This is a genomic window from Micromonospora sp. NPDC051924 (genome assembly GCF_055586005.1).
In genome coordinates this window covers 17,392-38,308 of sequence record NZ_JBVJJA010000045.1, presented here as the reverse complement: position 1 = coordinate 38,308, position 20,917 = coordinate 17,392, and the positions used below count along the sequence as shown (strand labels likewise).

Here is a 20,917-nt window from a genome sequence, read left to right as displayed (position 1 = left end):
GTTCCAGGCCAGGCCGCATATCCGAATTCACCGGCGCTGCGGCGTGGTACGAATGCTTCAAGCCTGGGACAAAGCCGGCAGAACGGGCGGGTTGATGACGACGAGCGGTGCCAAGCTGCTGCGACGGCCCGAAGAGCCCCGCCGGGCAAGCTTTCTGGAGCTGTTCTTCGACCTGGTGTTCGTCGTCGCGCTCGTCCAGCTCTCGGAAGGGCTGATTCAGGATCTCAGGTGGAGCGGCGCTTTCCAGACGCTGGTGCTGCTGTTGGCGATGTGGTGGGTCTGGTCCGTCACGGCGTGGATAACCGACTTATACGACCCGCAGCGGCCGGCGATACAGCTGCTGGTGACCGCGACCATGCTCGGCAGTTTGGTGATGGTGGTCGCGCTGCCCGATGCGTTCGGCGAGCGAGGTCTGGTCTTCGCGGGCACGTACGTCGCCATCCATGTCGGCCGCCAACTCTTCCTCGTCCTCGCACTGCGTGGCCATGAATTGCAGAGCAGAAGCGTACGGGTGTTGTTCTGGTTTGGTGTGTCGGCGGTGCCGTGGATCGCGGGGGCGCTCGCGCACGGTGCGGCGCGTGGGGCGTTGTGGACGCTGGCGGTGGCCGTGGACTACACGGCACGCGGATTCCGCTTCCCCACGCCGGGGTTGGGTCGCTCGCCCGAATCGGAGTTCCCGATCGCGGCCGAGCATCTGGCGGAGCGGTACCGGCAGCTTTTCGTCATCGCGCTCGGCGAGTTGATCCTGGTCACCGCGTTGACCCTCAGTGGCAGCGGCTTCGCGGCTGATCGGACCGCGGCGTTCGTGGTGTCGTTCGTCGGCACGGCGCTGTTCTTGCGGATCTACATCTACCGCTCGGGAGAGTTGTTGCCGGCTGCCATCGCAGCGGCGCCCCACCCGGACCGCTTAGCCGTGTCGGCGCTAACCGCTCATCTGCTCATGATGGCCGGCATCGTCGCGACCGCGGTGGGCGACCAACTCGTCATCGCCCATCCACTCGGGCACACACGGCCGGCCTGGGTCGCCGTCATCCTCGGCGGGCCCGCGCTGTTCCTGGTCGGGCGTTCCTTCTTCGAGTACGCGGTGTTCAGCCGCGTGTCCCGGGACCGGGTGATCGGGCTGCTCGTGTTGGTCGCCCTGACACCGCCGATGCTCCTCCTGCCGCCGCTAGTGGCCGCCGTCGCCGCCATCGCGGTCCTCACCGGGATCGCCATCGCCGACGCAGCACGCGCCCGCGGACGCCCACCCGAGCCGCCGTCACCACCCGGCTAGACGGAAGTGTCCCCCCACGTCTGGGCATGGTCGACGAGCTGATCCGAACCCGCGGCGACGGATGGAGGGAACTCACCGGCCCCGACCGTCGCCCGTCCGTGTAACGCGGGTCGCTCAATCCAGTCCACGGCAGCACGTCCGCGGTCACCGCCGCTGCCGCATGTCAGAATGCCCCCAAACCTGGAGCAGAGCTGGTAGAACGGGCGAGCCGATGACGACGAGCAGGGTGGCCGAGCTGATGCGGAAAGCCGGGGATCCACAGCGGGCCACGTTCCTGGAACTCTTCTTCGACCTGGTGTTTGTCCTCGCGCTCGCTCAGCTCTCGCGTGGCCTGGCCGAAGATCTCGGGTGGAGCGGTGCCTTCCGGACGCTGGTGCTGTTGGGGGCCATGTGGTGGGTCTGGTCCAGCACCGCGTGGCTAACCGACCGGACGAACCCGCAACGACCGGTAATCCAGGCGCTGGTCATCGCGACCATGGTCGGCAGCCTGGTGATGGCGGCCGCGGTGCCCGAGGCATTCGGCGGCACGGGCCTGATCTTCGCGGGCGCCTACGTCGCCATCCAGCTCGGCCGCGGGCTCGTCCTCGTGGCCGTTCTGCGTGGCCACGAGCTGCAGCGCAACAGCGTGCGCGGGCTGTTCTGGTACGGCCTGTCGGCGCTGCCGTGGATCGCGGGGGCGCTCGTGCACGGTACGGCGCGTGGCGCGTTGTGGGCACTCGCGGTGGTCCTTGACCACACGGCAGGCAGAATCGGCTTCCCCACCCCGGGGGCGGGCCGTACGCCCAGCCAAGACCTTGTGATCTCGGGCGAGCACCTGTCCGAGCGCTACCGGCAGTTCTTCATCGTCGCGCTCGGCGAGCTGATCCTGGTTACCGGACTGGCGCTGAGCAGCAGCGGCTTCGCGCCGGACGGGGCCGTCGCGTTCGCAGTGTCGATCGCAACCACCGTGCTGCTGTGGCGGATCTACATATACCGAGCTGGGCAACTCCTGGCGGAGGCGATTGCCGTGTCTGCCGACCCGGTCCGCCTCGCCCGATCGGCGTCATACGCCCACCTGGCCATGGTGGCCGGCGTGGTCGCTGCAGCCGTCGGCGACGAACTTGTCATCGCCCATCCACTCGGGCACACCCCACCGGCCTGGATCGCCGTCATCTTCGGCGGACCCGCGCTGTACCTGGCCGGGCGCGCCCGCTTCGAGCACGCGGTATTCGGCCGCGTGTCCAGGTCCCGGCCGATCGGCGTCCTTGCGCTGGCCGCCCTGACACCGGCGATGCTCCCCCTGCCGCCAGTCGTGGCCGCCGCCGCTGCTGCCCTCGTCCTGACGGGGATCGCCATATCCGACGCAGCCCGCGCCCGCAGACGCCCGCCCGAGCCGCCGTCACCACCCGGCTAGCCGGAAAGTGTGACCGATGTCTTGAGACTGTTCTGTCACGCCGGTCCTGAGACCCGACAGCCGGCAGCCGGCTCTTCACGTCATGTTGCCGAGCCGGTCTAGTTTCCTCGCATGGGGAACCAGCCCACGAAGGTCACGTTCGACTTTGAGCAGTACGCGCGTCGGGTGGGCGAAGGACCTTGCTTCGTCTGCGCGTTCGTAGCCGGCGACCCCGACTACCGGCACCATCTCGTCTACGAGAACGACGACACCATCGCCTTCCTCTCCCGCGACCCGACACTGCTCGGTTACTGCCTCGTTGCGCCGAAGCGTCACCTGGAAAGCTGGGTGCGCGACATGGCGCAGCCCGAGTTCCTCCGCTTCCAAGGCATCGTGCACACGGTCGCGCGTGCGATCGCGGCGACGCTGCCAACCGAGCGGATGTACTCGATGAGCCTTGGCAGCCGGCAGGGCAACGCCCACCTGCACTGGCACCTCGCACCGCTGCCCCCAGGCGTCCCGTACCACCAGCAGCAGTTCCACGCGGTGATGGCCGAGAACGGCGTCCTACGGGTCGACGACAACAGCCAGGCAGCCCTGGCGCGGGACATCCGCAGTCGCATCCAAGCCTGAACGCCACACGCACGATCGGACGCACTGAGCGCAAGCCGTAAGCGGGGCTGAGCATTACGCGTGTGACCCGGAAAGATGTGTCGGGCTCGGCGTCGGAAACCCAGCCGGACGTCTGGACCTTTCTCGACTTCGAGGCGGCGGACGACGTAGCCGACGAGCTTTCGCAGGCTCTCGCCGAGTCATTGGCGAGCGATGGCGGCTGGTACGCGGATTTCACGGTCGGACGGGACCATGTCGTGGTCTTCGCGAACTGGGTCTTCCGCTACCGACGCGGCGACGAAGTAGGGCGGGCTGAGGCCGTCGAATACGGCAGGACGGTAGGTGTTCCCCAGCACCAGGTGGACTGGAGCGACTGACGATCGGGATAGCAGCGCGTGCAGACCTGGATCAACCAGGTAGCCCGGAGCTGCCAGTGCTCCTGGCAAACGAGGTGCGACAAGGCGAAGGTCACGCCGATCACCGTCCACGACGCCAGGCGCATCTGCGCCACGCTCCTGGCCGACCTGGACGTCCATCCGAGAGTCGCCATGCAGGTCCTCCGGCACGCCCGCTTCTCCGTAACGATGGAGATCTACACCCAGGTCTCGTCCAAGGCGACGCGGGAAGCACTCAAGCGCCTCGGCGATTCCCTCGGCCGCTGACCGTTGCTGTACTTCGCTGCTGTACGGCAGCAGAAAGGCCACCTCCCGAAGCCGGGAAGTGGCCTTTGACCTGCGTGGGCGATACTGGGATCGAACCAGTGACCTCTTCGGTGTGAACGTCGATCTCGCCTGTCGCCAATTCACAACCGATACCACGTGATGTCGTCGCGTGCGCTCCAGCCGCCGCCGGAGGTCGCCCGGTGATGGATGACGCCAGACCTCTTGCTGACACAGCGACCGAGGGGTCTGGCCGCGACCGGCTTAGGCAATGCTGCTGCCAGACCCTGGCACCCCGGTGGGGAACCAGGCTGCCCGGCGGATCACCGTCGGTGGCACGACACAGGCTTGCCGCGTGGCCTTTATCCAACGACCGCCAAGAAATCCGAGTAGAACAGGCCCAGGCCGACCGCCACGCAGACGCCGGCCACGATCCAGAACCGGACCACAATATTGACCTCGCTCCAGCCGGCAAGCTCGAAGTGGTGGTGCAACGGCACCATCCGGAAGACACGTCTACCGGTGGTCCGGAACGAGACGATCTGGATCACCCAGGTCGTCGTGATGAGGACGAAGAGCCCGCCGATCATGATCGAAAGCAGCGTGGTGCGGGTTGCCACCGCGAGCCCGCCGATCAGGGCGCCGAGCCCGAGCGAGCCCACGTCACCCATGAAGATCCGCGCCGGGGAGGTGTTCCACCACAGGAAGCCCACGCAGGCGGCGGCCGCCGCCGCCGCGATCATGGCGATCTCCAGGGGATCCCGGACCTGGTAGCAGTAGTCGTTCACGCGGGCGTACGTGTCGTCGGCGCACCAGTGCCGGTACTGCCAGAAGCCGATCAGCGCGTACGCGCCGAGCACCAGGATCGACGCGCCGGTGGCCAGGCCGTCGAGGCCGTCGGTGAGGTTCACGCCGTTGGACATCGCCGTGATCACGAAGACGATGACCATGACCGCGCCGACTTTGCCGACGTTCAGCCAGCTGATGTCGCGGATGAGCGAGATGTGCTCGCTGGCCACGGTCTGGCCGTTGGTGCTCGGCACGTAGAGCGCGGCGATGCCGAACCCGCCGCCGACGATCGCCTGGCCGAGCAGCTTGCCTTTGGCGGACAGTCCGTCGGAGTTGCGCAGGCGCACCTTGAGGAAGTCGTCGAGGAAGCCGACGGCGCCGCAGAAGACGAACAGGCCGAGCAGGACGAGGGCCGTCATTGTCGGCCCCTCCTGCGCGATCTGCCGCTCAGGCAGGGTCATCAGGGCGATGTGCCCGGCCACGTAGGCGAAGACGGTCGCCACGATGAAAACGACGCCGCCCATCGTGGGCCTGCCGTGCTTGCCCTGGTTGCTGGCGAGCCCGATGGATCGGATCGGCTGGCCGGCCTTGAGCGCGGTGAAGACGCGAATCGCCAGCGGCGTGCCGAACAGGGAGATGAGGAACGCGACCGCGGCCGCGACGATGACCGCCCTCACGGGCGAACCTCCACGAGATCCGGATTTCTCACGGCGTCCCCACCGGGCTTCCAGATCAGCGCCTGACGTATCGACCTGAGCTGGCCGTGCGGATAGTCCTTAGCGAAATCATCGATCACGAGACACGAGCTTGCCATCCGACGGCGAGCGGAGCAGCCCTGGACCTCACAGCGCCGTGGTTCGTAACTTGCCGACACGAATCCGACGACGATCTTGCAGCGCCACGCCCGAGGTTCAAAGCCCACCGACCGCGCAAGGTCGCCACCGAAACCTGGACCAACGTCAAGCAACAGCTGGGACGGAAACATCGAGCATCCGGTGGGACTAGACAGCGCACGGCAAGGCGTGTCCTGTGCCATACACGGTCTGTGATCCGGCACGGGTATCACGATCGCCTCGAAACACAGCGCCACGAGATCCTTGGGCGGCCCGAAGCCCGGGCCGATCCGAGGTTGGGGTACTCAGCGCCTGGTCTCGTACCTGGTCAGGACCACGCCGTCAGGGAACGTCCGGGTCTCCACCAGGGTCAGGTTCACCCAGTTGTCCAGGGCCGCAAAGAACGGCGTGCCGCCACCTACCAGGACCGGATGGGTGACGATCACGTACTCGTCGATCAGCCCGCCCCGCATGGCCACCGCGGCGAGTGTGGCGCCGCCGATATCCATGGGGCCGCCGTCCTCGGCCTTCAGCCGGGTGATCTCGGTGACCGCGTCGCCGGTGACCAGGCGGGTGTTCCAGTCGACCGGGCTGGTCGTCGAGGAGAACACCACCTTCGGCATGTCCCGCCAGCGGCGGGCGAACTCGATCTCCGCCGGTGTGGCACCCGGCTGCTGGTCGGCGGTCGGCCAGTGGGAGCTCATCGTCTCCCACAGTTTGCGCCCGTACAGCGCCGTGCCTGTCGCCCTCACCCGGTCGGACCACCACTGGAACAGCTCGTCGCTCGGCACACTCCAGCCGAGGTCGTCGCCGGGCGCGGCGATGTAGCCGTCCAGGCTCAGGTTCATGCCGAAGGTCAGTTTTCGCATGGTGTCAGCCTCCCGTGAGTCGGTACTCGGCGTACAGACCAGCACGGCGCGGAAGAATCATCGGTCAGGCCACACCGAGGGCCGGTCCACCACCACGCCAGGACCCCGTAGCGCCAGGACGACGATACGATCTCCGCCCGGTCGTCGCCGGCGGCAAGGGACGCCACATTCATTCCCGTCAGCCCAGCGCCATCCAGCTCCAGCACACCAGTGTGTGCTCCCCCAAAGGAACCAACCCGCTTCCCACGTTTTAGGGGTGCAGCCGGGAGGGCGGGCCGCGATCCTTTACGTATGCCGGTCCTGGAACTGCATGACGTGCGCAAGACCTATCCCGGTGAGCCGCCCGTCGAGTCGGTCCGCGGGGTGAGCCTCGCCGTGGAATCGGGAGAGATGCTCGCCATCACGGGCGCCTCGGGCTCGGGCAAGTCGACCCTGCTGAACCTCATGTCGGCGCTCGACCGTCCGACGGAAGGCTCGGTACGCCTCGATGGCCAGCCCGTCGAGGCGCTCAGTGACCGCGAACTCGCCGGGCTGCGGGCGCACCGGGTCGGTGTTGTCTTCCAGCAGTTCTTCCTGCTGGAGGCGCTGGACGCCCTGGACAACGTGGCGCACGGGCTGTTGTACCGGGGTGTCCGGGCCGGCGCCCGGCGGGCCGCCGCCGAGTCGGCGCTCCACCAGGTCGGCCTCGGGCACCGGGTCCACCACCGGGTCACCAAGCTGTCGGGCGGCGAGCGTCAGCGCGTCGCGATCGCCCGTGCGGTGGTGGGGCGCCCGGCGATCGTCTTCGCCGACGAGCCGACCGGCAACTTGGATTCGGCCACTGGTACCGAGATCATGGAGCTGATCTGTGAGCTCAACCAGGGCGGCGTAACGATAGTGATCGTTACCCACGAGCCGGCCGTGGCGGAGGCCTGCCATCGGCATGTGATCATGCGTGACGGCCGACTGGTCGGCTGACGGTCACTCGTCGGACCGCAGCGCCTCGCCGAGCGGCACCAGGCCCTGCTGAAGGCCGAAGATCGCGGCTTGGGTGCGGTCCTTCAGGTCCAGTTTGGTGAGAACGCTGGAGACGTATGACTTCACGGTCTGCTCGCCGAGCGACAAGGCCCGGGCGATCTCGCGGTTGGACCGCCCCCTGGACAACTCCGCGAGCACGTCGCGCTCCCGGGCGGACAACCGGCCGAGCGGTCCGGCGCTGTCCAGCTCGCGCAGCTGGTTGACCAGCACGGCGGTCACCCCAGGTTCCAGCACGCTGCCGCCCGCCGCGGCAGCTCGTACCGCGTCGATGACGCGGTCGATCGCGGAACTCTTGGGCAGATACGACAGCGCGCCCGCGCGCACCGTCGCGATCGCCTCGTCCTCGCCGGGGTAGGAGGTCAGCACCACCACTGCGGGGCTGAGTTCCTCGTGCCGCAGGGTGTTCAAGACGCCCTTGCCGTCCAGGACGGGCATCACCATGTCCAGCAGGACCACGTCCGGCGCCAGGTCGCGGATCGCCTGCAGGGCCGCCCGCCCGTCGCAGGCCTCGCCGACCACCTCGATGTCGGACTCCTGCTCCAGGACGAACCGCAGGCCCTCCCGGACCACCTGGTGATCGTCTACCAGAAGTACCTTGATCACAACACCACCTGCACCGTCGTCCCCTGCCGCGGGGCAGTGATCACCTGGACCGTGCCGCCGAGCTCCTCGACCCGCTCCTGGATCAGCTCGAGTCCCATTCCGTGTCGTTCCGCGACGCGATCAAGATCGAAGCCTGTTCCGTCGTCTCGGATCGTCACGTTGACCTTCTCTCCTCCACCGTTCACGTCTACTTCGATCGTCGCGGGATTACCGTGCCGTACCGCGTTGCCGAGCGCTTCCTGGACCACACGCAGCACCGCGTGCTCGACCGAGGGAGTCAGGTCCGACAGCTCGATCCGCGCGGTGATCGGGATCCCGAGCCGAGCCTCGTACGCCCGGCACATCTCTTCGAGCGCCGCGACCAGGCCCGCGTCCTCCAGGGCAACGGGCCGCAGTTCCATCAGCATCGCCCGCATCTCCCTGCGGGTCCGTTCCAAGGTGACCTCCATGGACGTGGCCTGGCGCCACAGCTTCGTCTCGGACGGCAGCGCCTTGCGTAGCCCGGTGGCCACCAGGCTCACCGAGAACAGGTCCTGGGAGATCGAGTCGTGCAGCTCGCGGGCGATCCTGGTCCGCTCGGCGCGCCGGGCCGCTGAGCCAGCCGCGTCCCGCTCGGCTTTGATGGCCTGTTCCAGCCGCTCGGCCATCGTGTTGAACGCGTGCTCGAGCTGGCCGACCTCGTCTCGTCCCAAGACAGGAATGCGAGATCGCAGGTCACCCTCCGCCATCGCCTCGGTGCCGAGTGCCAGCCGCCGGATCCGCCGGATCAACCGGCCGGTGCTGAACAGGCCGAAGAGCGCGCCGACCGGGACCAGCAGTGCCAGGATCAGGGCCCCGGCGGTGAGCAGCCCGGTGACACTCTCGGTGATCCGCGTCTTACTGTTCGAGATTGGCGTGACCGACGTGTCGGGATGTGGGCCCGGCAGCTCCTCGTAGGCCAGCCCGATGGTCCGGGCTCCCGGATCGCCGGATTCGTTGGTAATGGTGACTGGCTCGACGGCCCAGGCGCGGAGTCGGCCGTCGACCGTCTTCAGCCCCGTGTGCGCCCCGCCGGACAGCGCCTCCGCCGGGAGGGTCGGCGTGACGATCCCCACCGCCGAGATGATGTCGCCGTTGAGGGTGGTCAGCGCCATGGTCGCTTCGGGGGAGTCGGGGTTCGGTCCGGTCGCGGTGCCACCATCGTGACCGTCCGTCGTGTTCGCAGCCCCGGTCGCGGACTTGTCCAGCTCCTTGGCCGCCTCGGCCAACAGCCTGCCGTCGCTCAGCGCTGGTCGACGGTGAGCGATGGAGCTCGCGGACGACCCGACGGACGAGGCGATTCCGAGCGCGGCGACCTGGGCCTTGGCCTGGGCCCCACTGGCCTCGGCCTGCGTCTCCTGCTGCTCAGCGGCCTGCGCGCTGTTGCGAGCGGACCGGATCTGTGGAACGAGGGTCGTCAGCAGAATGGCCTCGACGATCAGCACGGCCACGGCCGACACCGTCACGTATGAGGCGGCCATCCGGAAACGCAGCCCGAACCGCGAGAACATGGGCCGCCTCCTGGGTCGAGTGCCGTCTAGGCTACGTATGTGTAGCCTGCACGGCACTAACATTCGCTTTTGCCCTCCTAGGGCGGGTCAAGTGGTGCGCAGGGCGTCAGTGGGAGGAATGCCTGCGGCACGCAGAGCGGGATAGAGCCCAGCGATCGCACCGGCCAGGACCGCGACAGCCCCACCGCCCCACAGCCCCTGCGCCGGGATCAGGACGACCCAGCCATGGGTCCGGGCCATGACGCCGGTGATGAGAACGCCGACAGCGATTCCCGCGGCACCGCCGAAGACCGACAGCACCAGCGACTCGGTCAGGAACTGGGCGGCGACATGGAGTCGGGCGGCCCCCAAGGCCCGGCGCAGCCCGATCTCCGTACGGCGCTCCAGAACCGAGATGATCATGATGTTGGCGATACCGATGATGCCGACCAGCAGCGCGATGGCGCCAAGGCCCAGGATCAGTGAGCCGGACGCGTCCTTGACGGCGAGCTGGGCGGTGAGCGCGTCCGATGGTCGGCTCACGGCCACCGCCGAGGGGTTCTCCGGATTGGCGGTGCCGCCTAGCACCTGGTACACCTCGGGCACGTGGTCCGGGTCGGCCCGAAGGTAGATGCGGCTGGGATGCCCGTCATAGCCGAGCAGCCGGTTGGCCACGGCGAACGACACCAGCGCGGACCGGTCGATCTCGGGGGCCAGCGGCATGGGTTTGAGGATGCCGATCACCGTGAACCAGTGTCCACCCAGCCAGACCTGACTATCGGGACCGGTGTTCGTCACGCCGAGCGTGGTGGCGGCGTCGTAGCCCAGCACTGTGGCGTTGGTCGCGCCGTCGTCCAGGAAGCGTCCGGTGAGCAGCGACCCGTCCAGTGTGGCCAGCAGGCTGTCATCGCAGCCCCGCACCGCCAGACCACCGGCCAGCCCTTCCGATACGTGGTCGTTGCGATAGACGTTCGCGTCGGTGATCTGGGCGGTGGGCGCCACGCTCTGCGCGTGCTGGACCAGCCGGATCATCGACGCGGCCTCGGTCGGAAGTTCGGCCTCGTTCCCGCTGTTGTCCTGGCCGTTGACCACGGTGAGCAGGTTCGTCCCGAGCAGGTTGATCTGCGCGAGCAGATGGGATTCGCTGGAGCGAGTGACGCCCAGGACGGCGACGATGGAGGCGATTCCGATCGCGATCCCCACGCCTGACAACAGCGCCCGGAGCTTGCGGGACCGCAGTCCCAACGTGCTGATCGGCACCAGGTCGGCGATGCGCAGCGTACTCCGGTAATGCTCACGAGGTGCCACTCGGCACCTCCACCTGCAGGCCCCCGGCGAGGCCGGATCCGGACACCTCGGCGAGCCGGGCGATGTCGTCGAACAGCCCGACGGACACGGGCACATGCCGGGTGAGGCTGCCGTCGACCACGACCACCTCGTACTGGCCGCTCGGCAGTGCGCGCAGGGCGACGATCGGCACCGCGAGCACGGCCTTGTGCTGCTCGGCAGTGATGAATACCTGTACCTGAGCCTGCTCGATGAACCCTTGAATGGTGCCGTCCACCGCGATGGAGACCTGGGCCGTCGGCTCGCTGCCGCCGCCGTCGTTCTCCGAGCCTGAGCCGGACGAGCCCGACGAGCTCGTTGTCGTGGCGGCCGCGCTGATAGCGATGATCCGGCCCGGGCGTTGGGTGTGGCCGTCGGGCAGCACGACCATGACCGCGTCGCCGACTTTCGTAGTCGGCAGGTCGGCAGGAGGCAACTGGACGATGACCACCGGCCGCTCGGTGGTACCTGTCTCGACCGGGGCTTGCGGCTGCACCGCCGCGCCGAGCTCGACGCTGTGGCCGGTGATCCGGATCGCCTGCGGCAGGAACACGACCTGCCCGAGCGGCACCGTGCCGGTCACCGGCAGACCGGCTGCGGCCTGCCAGCGGCGGATCGCCCAATAGGTACGGGTGGAGAAATGGCTATTGACCTTCAGGTTCTGTCCATAGCCCAGGGCTTTGAGTGCGGCCTGCAGCTGTTTCACGTCGGCGCCGTCGGACATCCCGGAGGAGAAGGCCCGCCACACCGGCCGCTTCCCGTACATGAGCACTACCGGTTTGCCGTTGACCTCATAAAGCCTCTGGCCCTGACGCACGACCTGCCCGATGTCGCGGGAGCCGGTCAACGTACCGCTCGCCGGAGCCATCACGGTGTAGGAGCCGGCATGCCCCAGCGATCCGGAGAACTGGTTGCGCTCGGCCACGTCCGCGCGCACCACTGCAGCCTCGCCGGTCAGCACCTTGGTCGGGACGGGCTGGCCCGCGGGTACGGGCCGGTTGCCGAACACTAGCCAGCCCAAAGCGCCGGCCAGCCCTGTGACGACTACGCCCACCGCGATCAAGGCATTCCGTCGCGCTCTGCCACTCCCGCTCAGCGAAGCCGAGGTGGAGTGCTCCTGCGTCGAGAGGCCTGGTTTTCCACGCGCCATGGCGTTCAGGTTGCCGGACCCGGCTCGACCGGCACCTCCCCTAAACGTCACAGGCTGTTCCACTCCTTCGGGGGTCTCGCGCCCCGGGCGCGCACCGGACGCGCGGCGGCAACCTGCTGGCGGCGGGATGGAGGCCGCGTCAAGCCGCAGCCCGCGCCAGAAACACCCCGGGATCCCGTCGGTGGCGACCGGGCCTGCAACCCGGGCGAACAGCAGCCGCAGCACTTCCTCGTAGCCGTGCTCGCGCCACAACCACATCGTCGAGGTGAAGTAGGTGGTCGGCTGGGCCGCCCTGACGATACGAGTCACCCGGCCACGGCGAAGGATCATAGGCAACGGTGGATGAAGGAAGCACCGTTGAGGTAGTGTGCCCGAGTCCCCCCAAATGATGTCTCCAGGGCAGAACATTACGGGGAAGCGTGGGCGCCCGTGCCGCGCGATTGTAGGGCATGGACAATCTTCGTAGAGGCACGGACAACCTTCGCGGTGTCATCGGCGTCGCGACTGCGCTCTTCCTGCTGGCGGGATGCGGCGGCGGGCACAACTCGGTCACCCCGACGGCCTCCGCGCCGCTGGGGAAGGACGATCAGAAGTCGGCTTATCTCCAGTTCGCCCAATGCATGCGTCAGAACGGACAGCCGAACTTCCCGGACCCGATTCAGGACGCCAGCGGCGACTGGGGTTTTCCGGCATCGGTCGGCAAGCCGGTGGCGCCAGCGGCCTGCGAGGCGGTCTATCGACAATTGCGGGCTGTCAATCAGAACATCGCGGAACAAGGGTCCCAAGTCGACATGACGAAGTTGCGGGACTTCGCGAAGTGCATGCGCGAGCACGATCTCTCCGATTGGCCGGACCCGACCGCGGACGGGCTGTTCCCGCTCCCCGGCCGATACGCGCCGCCGAACGGCAATCGGCTCATCGAGGCGCCGCTTCGGTCGTGCCCGCATGACGGCATCAACATTCAGCTGCCGCGCTACGCCGACCGCAAGTGAAGGGCCGGGCGGTTCAGTCCAGTCGAGCGCCTCGCCGATAGCTGACCCGGCCGCTACATGACCCCTTGACTCGGCTGGCTTGACCTCTTCGGTGTGAACTCTCGGCAAGCGGGTCCGATCGGGCTTGATGCGAGGTCAAACGGCCTGCTGGGGCGCTTTGCGGCTCGGTTCGGCTGGCACGGTTGCTGTATTTCGCTGCTGTACTGCTGGCATGGGCCGGTCGGCTTCCCTGGTCCAGCCAAGGAACCGTCGATGCAGCACGCCGGCCGGCGTCCAGGGCATGTCCGCGGTGGCCTGGACGAGGTAGGAGCCGAGGTAGAGGGCCAGCGACACCGGAGCCTCGGCGTACTCCGCACGCAGCTCCCGCTTCCGGGTCGGGCAGGGCCAGGGCAAGTCGCAGCCACCGCAGTTCCAGATCGGCATGACCGGGCCGTGGGTTGTCACCGGACACCGCCCAGGAACCGGGCGGTGATCGTCCAGGCCTGCCGACTGGTCGCCCAATCCACCTGCCAGCACGGGTACGGCGCCAGCCGCGACCACCACGCACGGCAGCCGGCGCACATGCCGTCGAGCCCTCGGACGTGAACCGCGAGGATCATCTGCTCCTGTCCGTCGTTCACTGCTCCCCTTCCCCCGGCCAGTGGCCACGGTTGATCGGAATCCGATGCCGGGCATGGCACGGCAGCTCGGCTCCGCATCGGCAAACCCGCCGCCACCGTCGCCAACACCAGACCGGCCGATGCCGCCGCGCGAGGGTCAGCGCGACCGCCAGGACGTACTCGTCGTAGGAGACTCGCCTCATCGGCGCATCACTCGACCCTGAACTGTCGTACCGGCCAAGGTGAAGGGAGCATTGCCGCCTCCTCGTGCCGCAGCAATCGGAGGCGTGGATGCCCGATCGCGGGGGATGCGCCGGACATCCACGCCAGCGAGGACGCCCCCACAGCGCCAACCGAGGGAATCGACCTCCTCGGCAACCTCCCACAGGTACCGTTGGGTAGTCAAGGGCTGACGTAGGTGGTCTACTCGTGTTGCCAACCGAGGGGAAACACCGTGCCACCGCGTTACCGCTACGAGCAGATCGCCGACGACCTCGCCGAACGCATCGCATCCGGCGAGTTCCCACCGGGCTCCAAGCTGCCCAGCCGGCGAGAGTTGATCGAGCACTACGGGGTCACGGAGCCAGTGATCGACCGCGCCATGCAGGTGCTAAGGATCAAAGGCATGACCGAGACTCTGCCCGGCGTGGGAGTCTTCGTCGCGGAATAGCCGGGACCGTCGACTGCCCGAGTCCCGCCCTCGAACCATTGATCAACAAGGAGTCGGTGGCAGTGAGTCGCAAACCCGACGATTGCGATCCGTAGCTAAAGCATCACGCTTAGCCTCCTAGCGTGACTGGTCGGAAAATAACCAGAACAGACAGGCTGGTCGTCGGTGGGCTGATCGCCGGAGTCGCAGCAGTGTTCTTTGCTGGCGACCAAGCCCGGTATGGGTGGTTCACCGTCCTCGCTGGACTGCTGCCGTACATCGCGTTCGCTGCGCCGTTTCAATGTCGAGAACCGGTCCGTCGGGACGGCAGCCCCTGCCGGAACGCAGGCTGGGGCGTACTCATTGAGCCATTTTCATCCTGCGTAGCGGTTGGCTTCGACGTGGTGCAGGGCGAGGATGGCCTGCACAATCGTGGTGGCGCGGTGCGGGCAGCAGCGCAGCTTGGCCAGGATCTTCCAGTTCTTGAGGGTGGCGATCGCTCGTTCGCCGCGGGCGCGGATCCTCGCGTGCGCCCGGTTGACCGCCTTCTGCCGGCGTGACAGCTTCGGCCGGAAGCGGCGTCGCTTGAACGGGGTGCGCACGCTGCCCCGAGCGCCTTGGTAGCCCTTGTCGGCGAAGGTCATCACGTCCGCGCTGGTCAGCGCGTCGATGATGCCGTGGCTGCGGGCGGCGGTGAGGTCGTGTGCTGAACCCGGCAGTGCCGGTGAGGCCCACACGAGTCGGCCGGCGGCGTCGGCGATGACCTGCACGTTCACGCCATGGCGCTTGTGCTTGCCGGAGTAGTACGGCCTCTGGTCTGCCACGCGGTCGATCGGAATCAGCGTGCCGTCCAGGATCGCGTACGCCAATCGCCGGATGCGCCGCATCGCCGTGGCCAGGTCCTCGGCGACCGCGGCGAGCAGCACGATTGCTTCCTGCACGTAGCGCCAGGCGGTGGCGACACCGACGGCGAACCCGGCGGCGAGCCGGCTGTAGGTGTCACCGTTGCGCAGGTGGGCCAGGGCGAGTAAAGCCTGTCGGCCCGGATCGAGGCGCCGCCACCGGGATCGATGCTGGGTGCGATGCGCTCGGATGAGGTCGGCGAGGTGGTTCAAGGTTCGGCTGGACAGCGGGATCGTGGAGGGGTAAGACAGCACAGGCGAGGCTCCCGGTCGGGGCATCGGATCTTGGTCGACTGCTGTCTTACCTGGAGCCTCGCCCTCATCGATCTCCGGGCCCGCCGCACCTACCCTGAGCTGCAAGATCAGCCTGGAAAAGGCTCATTGGATGTCACACACACCGCCTCGCCAAGCTGAGACGAGTCTTCAGCAGGACCACCAGGACTCGCCCTCTTCAACCATCACAGGCCAAACGCACCCGCTCACGCCCAGCCCTTTCGACAGCAGAGCCGCCGAGCTCAGGGTTAGCACGGAAGGTCTACGAGGGCATCACGCTAGCGATGACCATCCTTGGAACGATCGCAGGTTGGGTTGCCCTCTTCAAGCCAGAGGGCGGCTAACAACCAGGGAGCGCAGGGCCCCAGGCATCACTTGGCGTTGAACTGTCACCGGCCTATCGGCATGTCCGACAAAGGGAGCGCATTCCGGCTCTGACCTGCGAGAACGCTTGGCATCGACGGTTGTCGGTGGTCACCGCTAGTCTACCTTTGACGGCCTGGCGACGGCCTGGACCTGTTCCTCGTCGACCCCTTGACCGCCCTTGGCGGCGGCCCGGCTCGCTACGAACTCTTCTCCCAGTTCGCTGCACAGCCGGCCGCGTGCCTCGTCAAGCCGCTGACCATAGTCACGGGCGAAGATGAGCGGCTCCTTGTCCAGGGTTCCGCTGATGCGGTAAAGCGCAGACCAGACAGCGGGGTCTTCGTCGACGCCGCCGTCAAACGATCTCGTACCCATGACCATGTACAGCCAGTGCGATAGCACAAGCGCCTGGTCTCGACTGAGCGTGATCGTCACCTGATCGTCCGACATGCCGGCCAGGTTAGCCCCTGGTGTCGCTGGTCTACCCGACCGCTTCGGTGTGAACGCGGCTGCAGGGCACCGACGGCTGTCATCTGCTGCCGGAGAACCTCAGTCCATGCGCGTTGTTCGGGCTCCAGCGACGTCCGGTGTTATCGGTTGCCGTCGCGTTCGCTGCCTCTCTGCTGCTCCCGCGCCTCCTGTCATTCCACACGCGTACGGCGGCCAGGTCGCTACGCTTCTCCGGTGACGAATGGTGCCGGTGTCGCATTGGGTATCGAGGCCGCTCGGCGGTTAGCACAGCTGGACCTGGTGGACATCCAGCCGGGGCTCGCCGACGCCGAGTTCGTCAGCATCGAGCGACGGTTCGGCTTTGAGTTCGCCGACGACCACCGCGCCTTCCTCGCGGCCGGGCTGCCAGTCTGGACACCTAGCCACGATGACCACCCCGACAAGGCAAGTTGGGGCTGGCCGAACTGGCGCCAACTCGACTCCACCAACCTGCAAGCGCAGGTTGACTGGCCGCTCACAACCGCGCTCGACGACATCCAGCACGGCGAGTGGCCACCCGGGTGGGGCAATCCCCCTCACGACCTCGTCCGGCGCATGGCCAAGGCGAAGCGCCTTCTCGCCGACGTTCCCCGGATGGTTCCCGTGCACGCCCACCGCTACCTGCCGGCCGGCCGCGGCTCCTTCGGCCATCTCGTGCTGTCCATCCACCAGCTGACCGACACCATCGTGTCTGGCCACGACCTCGCCCACTACATCGATCAGGAGTTCCGAGAGTCCAGGGTGACTGTGACTTTCTGGCGTGACTACGTGTGAGAGGTGAAGGCCGACGCCCGACTGCTTGACCCCCAGGCAACGATTCCGCTTCGTTGAGCTGGCGTTGCTGAGCCTCTCACCTGCGGGAGCGGTGCGCCGACGTCCATGGTTGTGCGGCCCTGTTCGCATCCGTAGTCACTCAGTTAGACACTCACCCTGACACCGCCAGCCTGGCTGCCATCGCGAGCGTCTCGGCCCCTCATTTGTAAGTTCTGGGCAACCTTCCGACTGCGTCCACCCGCGGCCGGCCCGCCCCGTCCGGCCCTCCGGGAGCACGTGATCGTGCGCCGTCGTCCGTCATCGTTGCTACAGGCGCTGCTACACCCTGCATCCGGCGGGCCAGCAGTACACCAACTACAGGTAGGCCTTAGCCATCCCAGCCGGCCAGCGGGTCGGTCACGCCTTGTGACCTGGGCAGGCACCGTCGCCACTGGTCGTCGTGCGTCACTACTGTCTGACGGCCGACGGCCTGGCGACGGCCTGGCTACCGTCTGATCCCCCGTCCATGCCACATCGGCGCGGGCGGCGCGATGGCGTGCGGACGGACGATGCGACCGGATTCGGCCAACGGGGCGAGCGGAAGGGCTCTCGCCGGTATGTTCGTTTTCGTCCCAAACGTCGAGAAGCCCGGGAGTGAACTTATGTCGCACCACCTCGACACCCCCCTCGCCGCGCAGAGCGGCCAGCTCTATACCGACGACCTGTACGTCTTCAACGGCGAGCGCGGCACCGTGCTTGTCATGGACGTCAACAGCTCGGTGACCCGAGCCGACATCAAGCGGGGCTTCCACCACGAGGCGCGGTACGAGTTCAAGATTCACTTCGGCGGCGGAGAGATGGAGGAGCTGACCTACCGGGTCGCCTTCGGCGAGCCGGATGGCGGGGGGCAGCAGTCATTGACCCTGCACGCACTCACTGGCGCAGAGGCGCGCGACGACGGCGCTACCGGCACTCTCCTGCTTGAAGGGCTGACCGGCGAGGTGACGGACGGCACCAACATTCGGATCTGGGCCGGGCGGATCATCGACCCCTTCTTCATCGATCTCGACCAGCTCGCCACCGTCAACGACGCCTTTAAGAACGGCGCCAAGCTGGACCGTTCGAAGTGGCGGCCGGAGAAGGCGAAGAACAGCTTCGCCGGCACCACGGTCGAGTCGATCGTCCTCGAAGTTTCCTCAGACGAGCCGATGCTCCGCGACGGCACCCAGCTCGGCGTCTGGTGTCGCACCATGCTGGCCACCGACGCGGGTGGGTGGCGGCAGATCAACCGCGCCGGCCACCCTATGATGTGGCCGATCTTCTGGCCGACCGACACTGACTTCTCCAACCCGGCCAACTTCCGCCACCCTTGCGACGACCTGAGAGCTGCGGGCGACGAGATCGCCACCGCCGTCGGCCGCGTCGTCGCCGCCAACGGAACCGCCCCAGACCCGAAGGGCTACGGCCGTAGCGTGGCCGAGCAGGTCTTCCCCGACTTGTTGTCCTATCGGATCGGTTCGCCGGCCAACTACGGCTTCGCCGTCCGCAACGGACGCACCCTGCTCGACAACGCCCCCGAGGTCATGTTCTCGCTCGTGCTCAACACCGGAATGACCTCCGGGCTCACCCCCGAGGTCACCAAGGACGCCCGCTCCGACACGTTCCCGTACGTGGTGCCCGCCTGACCGCCGCCGCGCGCCTCTCCGGATCGGCGCGATCCGCCCGTCACGGCGCACCCTGGCCCGACTTCGACCCGTACTCGGCAACCAGCCGGAGCAAGGGGTGAAGCCGCGGTGTGAGGAACCGTCGAATCAACCGGATCCTTGGAGATGCCTTGAGTGACGAGCCCTCCGAGCGGACAGACCCCGAATTCCCCGCCTCCGTGAGGTTGGCGAGGAGGTACCGGAGGCTCCTGCGCAAGCCCGAGGATCCGAAGCAGCCCGCGTTCCTCGAACTGTTCTTCGACCTGGTCTACGTCTTCGCTCTCACCCAACTCACCCACCTGCTGATCGACAACCTCACCTGGCAGGGCGCCTTCGAGGCGCTCGTGCTGCTGCTTGCCCTGTGGTGGATCTGGGTCCTCACGGCCTGGCTGACCGACCAGTTCGACCCGCAGCATCCGGCCGTGCAGTGGCACGTCATCCTGGTCATGATCGCCATCCTGCTGATGGCCATCCTCGTACCCCAGGCGTTCACCGGGCACGGCCTGATGTTCGCGGCTATCTACGTTGTAATCAACTTCGGTCGGGTCCTCTTCGTCCGGCTCGCCGCGCGGGGAACCCAGTTGACCCAACGTGCCACGCGGGCCAGCTTCTGGTTCAGCGTGTCAACGCTGCTCTGGGTCCCCGGGGCGTTCGTCGAAGGGTGGGGACGAGGCGTCCTGTGGCTGCTGGCAGTGGCCGTGGACTACGTCTCGGCGGCGCTGCGCTGGCCCACGCCACGACTTGGCCGGGCACCCGGCTGGGAACTCGCGATCTCCGAGGCCCACCTCGCCGAACGGTACCGACAGGTGTTCATCGTCGCCCTCGGCGAGATCATCCTGATCATGGGCCTGACCTTCTCCGGCACCGGCGCCGCGGGGTTCACACCCGCCCGCACCGCTGTGCTCGTGCTGTCGGCCGTCAGCACCGCCTTGATATGGCGGCTCTACATCTACCGAGCCGGAACCCAACTCGGCCCGGCCATAGCGGCCTCAGCCAACCCCCACCGGCTCAGCCAATGGTGCTCATACCTGCACATGGTCATGGTCGCTGGCATCATCCTGACCGCTGTCGGCTTCACCCTCATCATTGAGAACCCCAGCCAGCGGCCGGTACCGGCATGGATCGCCGGCATTGCCGGCGGCCCCGCCCTGTTTCTGGCCGGGCGCTCCGGCTTCGAATACCTGATCTTCGGACGGGTGACGCCGCCACGGCTGATCGGAATCCTCGTCCTGGCCGCAATCGCGCCCGCTGTGGTCTACCTGCCACCGCAGATCACCTCCGCTGCGGCGACCCTCGTCCTAGCCGCAGTCGCCGCCTTCGACGTGGCCCACGCCCGCCGACACGGGTTGGAACGGCCCGCACCGCCCGCATAGGGGATCGGCAGAACGAGGAAGAAGTCATGTCTCAGTCCAGCGGTACCGGTGTCGGCTCCACCCGCGTCGCCCTGGTGACCGGCAGCTCCGGCGGCATCGGCCATGACATCTGCCGCCGCCTGGCCGCCGACGGCATGAGCGTAATGGTGCACTACGTGGGCAACCCCGACCGCGCGCAGCAGGAAGTCGAGGAGATCGTCGCCGCAGGCGGCACGGCGTCCATCGCGCCCGGGGACGTCGCGAACGAGCAGGAGATGGCGGCACTGTTCGACACCGTCGAGCAGCAGTACGGCGCCGTCGATGTCATCGTCCACACCGCCGGCATCCTGCTGCTCTCGCCGGTGGCCGACTTCAATCTCGACGACCTGGACCGGATGCATCGGACCAACATCCGCGGCACCTTCGTGGTGGACCAGCAGGCGGCCCGCCGGGCCCGCAACGGCGGCGCCATCATCAACTTCTCGACCTCGATCGTGAAGATCGCGCTGCCCACCTACGCCGGGTATGCCGCCAGCAAGGGCGGCGGTCGACGCCGTGACGCTGATCCTGGCTCGCCTAACTGTCGCGGCAAACGGGTTGGCGTTTGGTCTTAGTGCGCTCGCACCCGCAATCTTCGCTGCCGCTCCCGCCCTTCTCAAGGCAAAAGCAGACCAGAGTCAGCGACTGGAGAAGGTAAAGACTCACAAGCTTTTCTTTCTCTACGCGGTGCAGTCGAGCGTTTCAGGTAGGTAAGCAGACTAACGCGAGGAACATCCATCCTGTCTGCCGTCGACCCGCCCTCCGGGGAGCGGGCCGCCGCCCGGCCCGCCA

General features: G+C 67.4%; 20 protein-coding genes and 2 pseudogenes. 12 read left to right on the top strand and 10 right to left on the bottom strand.

Features of this window, described 5'->3' with window-relative positions; genetic code table 11:
* Nucleotides 1-94: 94 nt before the first annotated feature.
* From ACZ6S5_RS28300 to ACZ6S5_RS28280, 5 genes and pseudogenes are all read left to right on the top strand, one after another.
* Complete coding sequence (locus ACZ6S5_RS28300) at nt 95-1,273, top strand: low temperature requirement protein A (protein ID WP_466005251.1); 1,179 nt, start codon at nt 95-97, stop codon at nt 1,271-1,273.
* Between the two features lie 226 nt (nt 1,274-1,499).
* The gene (locus tag ACZ6S5_RS28295) at nt 1,500-2,666 is read left to right on the top strand and encodes a low temperature requirement protein A (protein WP_466005232.1); all 1,167 of its coding nucleotides are present in this window, start codon (nt 1,500-1,502) and stop codon (nt 2,664-2,666) included.
* Between the two features lie 111 nt (nt 2,667-2,777).
* Nucleotides 2,778-3,278, top strand: a complete 501-nt coding sequence (locus ACZ6S5_RS28290) for an HIT family protein (protein WP_466005230.1) — start codon at nt 2,778-2,780, stop codon at nt 3,276-3,278.
* Nucleotides 3,279-3,340: 62 nt separating this feature from the next.
* Entirely contained in the window at nt 3,341-3,634 is a 294-nt protein-coding gene (locus ACZ6S5_RS28285) for a hypothetical protein (RefSeq protein WP_466005228.1), read from the top strand.
* A gap of 63 nt (nt 3,635-3,697) precedes the next feature.
* Nucleotides 3,698-3,919, top strand: a pseudogene (locus ACZ6S5_RS28280) (site-specific integrase); the annotation flags it as partial.
* 359 nt (nt 3,920-4,278) lie between these two features.
* On the opposite strand, the gene mraY reads toward ACZ6S5_RS28280, so the two are convergent.
* Complete coding sequence (mraY, locus tag ACZ6S5_RS28275) at nt 4,279-5,382, bottom strand: phospho-N-acetylmuramoyl-pentapeptide-transferase (protein ID WP_466005226.1); 1,104 nt, start codon at nt 5,380-5,382, stop codon at nt 4,279-4,281.
* A gap of 461 nt (nt 5,383-5,843) precedes the next feature.
* Nucleotides 5,844-6,407 (bottom strand): dihydrofolate reductase family protein, encoded by a 564-nt coding sequence (locus ACZ6S5_RS28270; RefSeq protein WP_466005224.1) that lies wholly within the window; start codon nt 6,405-6,407, stop codon nt 5,844-5,846.
* A 291-nt stretch (nt 6,408-6,698) separates the two neighbouring features.
* On the opposite strand from ACZ6S5_RS28270, the gene ACZ6S5_RS28265 reads away from it, so the two are divergent.
* Nucleotides 6,699-7,364 carry an ABC transporter ATP-binding protein gene (locus tag ACZ6S5_RS28265; protein ID WP_466005222.1) on the top strand — a complete coding sequence of 222 codons (666 nt, stop codon included), beginning with the start codon at nt 6,699-6,701 and terminating at the stop codon, nt 7,362-7,364.
* Between the two features lie 3 nt (nt 7,365-7,367).
* Here ACZ6S5_RS28265 and ACZ6S5_RS28260 read toward each other — a convergent pair whose 3' ends face one another.
* The 4 genes from ACZ6S5_RS28260 to ACZ6S5_RS28245 form a co-directional block, all read right to left on the bottom strand.
* Complete coding sequence (locus ACZ6S5_RS28260) at nt 7,368-8,027, bottom strand: response regulator (protein ID WP_466005220.1); 660 nt, start codon at nt 8,025-8,027, stop codon at nt 7,368-7,370.
* Nucleotides 8,024-9,556, bottom strand: a complete 1,533-nt coding sequence (locus ACZ6S5_RS28255; protein ID WP_466005218.1) for a HAMP domain-containing sensor histidine kinase — start codon at nt 9,554-9,556, stop codon at nt 8,024-8,026. The genes ACZ6S5_RS28260 and ACZ6S5_RS28255 overlap by 4 nt, the downstream gene beginning before the upstream one ends.
* A gap of 87 nt (nt 9,557-9,643) precedes the next feature.
* Nucleotides 9,644-10,843, bottom strand: a complete 1,200-nt coding sequence (locus ACZ6S5_RS28250) for an ABC transporter permease (protein ID WP_466005216.1) — start codon at nt 10,841-10,843, stop codon at nt 9,644-9,646.
* Entirely contained in the window at nt 10,830-12,320 is a 1,491-nt protein-coding gene (locus tag ACZ6S5_RS28245; RefSeq protein ID WP_466005214.1) for a peptidoglycan-binding protein, read from the bottom strand. Before ACZ6S5_RS28245 ends, ACZ6S5_RS28250 begins: the two co-directional genes overlap by 14 nt.
* Nucleotides 12,321-12,460: 140 nt before the next feature.
* Between ACZ6S5_RS28245 and ACZ6S5_RS28240 the strand changes: the two genes are divergently transcribed.
* The gene (locus ACZ6S5_RS28240; RefSeq protein ID WP_466005212.1) at nt 12,461-13,003 is read left to right on the top strand and encodes a hypothetical protein; all 543 of its coding nucleotides are present in this window, start codon (nt 12,461-12,463) and stop codon (nt 13,001-13,003) included.
* 135 nt (nt 13,004-13,138) lie between these two features.
* Here ACZ6S5_RS28240 and ACZ6S5_RS28235 read toward each other — a convergent pair whose 3' ends face one another.
* Both ACZ6S5_RS28235 and ACZ6S5_RS28230 read right to left on the bottom strand, forming a co-directional pair.
* Nucleotides 13,139-13,447, bottom strand: coding sequence for a hypothetical protein (locus ACZ6S5_RS28235; protein ID WP_466005210.1), 309 nt, complete (start codon nt 13,445-13,447; stop codon nt 13,139-13,141).
* A pseudogene (locus tag ACZ6S5_RS28230) lies at nt 13,444-13,800 on the bottom strand (hypothetical protein); the annotation flags it as partial. The gene ACZ6S5_RS28235 and the pseudogene ACZ6S5_RS28230, both read right to left, overlap by 4 nt.
* A gap of 220 nt (nt 13,801-14,020) precedes the next feature.
* On the opposite strand from ACZ6S5_RS28230, the gene ACZ6S5_RS28225 reads away from it, so the two are divergent.
* Nucleotides 14,021-14,272, top strand: coding sequence for a winged helix-turn-helix domain-containing protein (locus ACZ6S5_RS28225; protein ID WP_111211926.1), 252 nt, complete (start codon nt 14,021-14,023; stop codon nt 14,270-14,272).
* A gap of 353 nt (nt 14,273-14,625) precedes the next feature.
* Here the strand turns inward: ACZ6S5_RS28225 and ACZ6S5_RS28220 are convergent, their stop codons facing one another.
* Both ACZ6S5_RS28220 and ACZ6S5_RS28215 read right to left on the bottom strand, forming a co-directional pair.
* The gene (locus ACZ6S5_RS28220; RefSeq protein WP_466005208.1) at nt 14,626-15,408 is read right to left on the bottom strand and encodes a transposase family protein; all 783 of its coding nucleotides are present in this window, start codon (nt 15,406-15,408) and stop codon (nt 14,626-14,628) included.
* Nucleotides 15,409-15,906: 498 nt separating this feature from the next.
* Nucleotides 15,907-16,239, bottom strand: a complete 333-nt coding sequence (locus tag ACZ6S5_RS28215; protein WP_466005206.1) for a hypothetical protein — start codon at nt 16,237-16,239, stop codon at nt 15,907-15,909.
* Nucleotides 16,240-16,473: 234 nt separating this feature from the next.
* Between ACZ6S5_RS28215 and ACZ6S5_RS28210 the strand changes: the two genes are divergently transcribed.
* The 4 genes from ACZ6S5_RS28210 to ACZ6S5_RS28195 all read left to right on the top strand — a co-directional run bounded on the left by ACZ6S5_RS28210 (nt 16,474) and on the right by ACZ6S5_RS28195 (nt 20,700).
* Entirely contained in the window at nt 16,474-17,052 is a 579-nt protein-coding gene (locus tag ACZ6S5_RS28210) for a hypothetical protein (protein WP_466005204.1), read from the top strand.
* Nucleotides 17,053-17,693: 641 nt separating this feature from the next.
* Nucleotides 17,694-18,716: a DUF4331 family protein gene (locus tag ACZ6S5_RS28205; protein ID WP_466005202.1), complete on the top strand. Its 1,023-nt coding sequence runs from the start codon at nt 17,694-17,696 to the stop codon at nt 18,714-18,716.
* A gap of 149 nt (nt 18,717-18,865) precedes the next feature.
* On the top strand, nt 18,866-20,107 hold the full coding sequence (locus ACZ6S5_RS28200) for a low temperature requirement protein A (RefSeq protein WP_466005200.1): 1,242 nt from the start codon (nt 18,866-18,868) through the stop codon (nt 20,105-20,107).
* 26 nt (nt 20,108-20,133) lie between these two features.
* Nucleotides 20,134-20,700, top strand: coding sequence for an SDR family NAD(P)-dependent oxidoreductase (locus ACZ6S5_RS28195; RefSeq protein ID WP_466005198.1), 567 nt, complete (start codon nt 20,134-20,136; stop codon nt 20,698-20,700).
* Nucleotides 20,701-20,917 lie beyond the last annotated feature (217 nt).

Coding starts and splice junctions, on each gene's coding strand:
- ACZ6S5_RS28270 (WP_466005224.1), bottom strand. CDS start 6,407: ATGCGAAAACTGACCTTCGGCATGAACCTGAGCCTGGACGGCTACATC.
- ACZ6S5_RS28215 (WP_466005206.1), bottom strand. CDS start 16,239: ATGTCGGACGATCAGGTGACGATCACGCTCAGTCGAGACCAGGCGCTT.
- ACZ6S5_RS28300 (WP_466005251.1), top strand. CDS start 95: ATGACGACGAGCGGTGCCAAGCTGCTGCGACGGCCCGAAGAGCCCCGC.
- ACZ6S5_RS28255 (WP_466005218.1), bottom strand. CDS start 9,556: ATGTTCTCGCGGTTCGGGCTGCGTTTCCGGATGGCCGCCTCATACGTG.
- ACZ6S5_RS28205 (WP_466005202.1), top strand. CDS start 17,694: ATGTCGCACCACCTCGACACCCCCCTCGCCGCGCAGAGCGGCCAGCTC.
- ACZ6S5_RS28195 (WP_466005198.1), top strand. CDS start 20,134: ATGTCTCAGTCCAGCGGTACCGGTGTCGGCTCCACCCGCGTCGCCCTG.
- ACZ6S5_RS28290 (WP_466005230.1), top strand. CDS start 2,778: ATGGGGAACCAGCCCACGAAGGTCACGTTCGACTTTGAGCAGTACGCG.
- ACZ6S5_RS28265 (WP_466005222.1), top strand. CDS start 6,699: ATGCCGGTCCTGGAACTGCATGACGTGCGCAAGACCTATCCCGGTGAG.
- ACZ6S5_RS28240 (WP_466005212.1), top strand. CDS start 12,461: ATGGACAATCTTCGTAGAGGCACGGACAACCTTCGCGGTGTCATCGGC.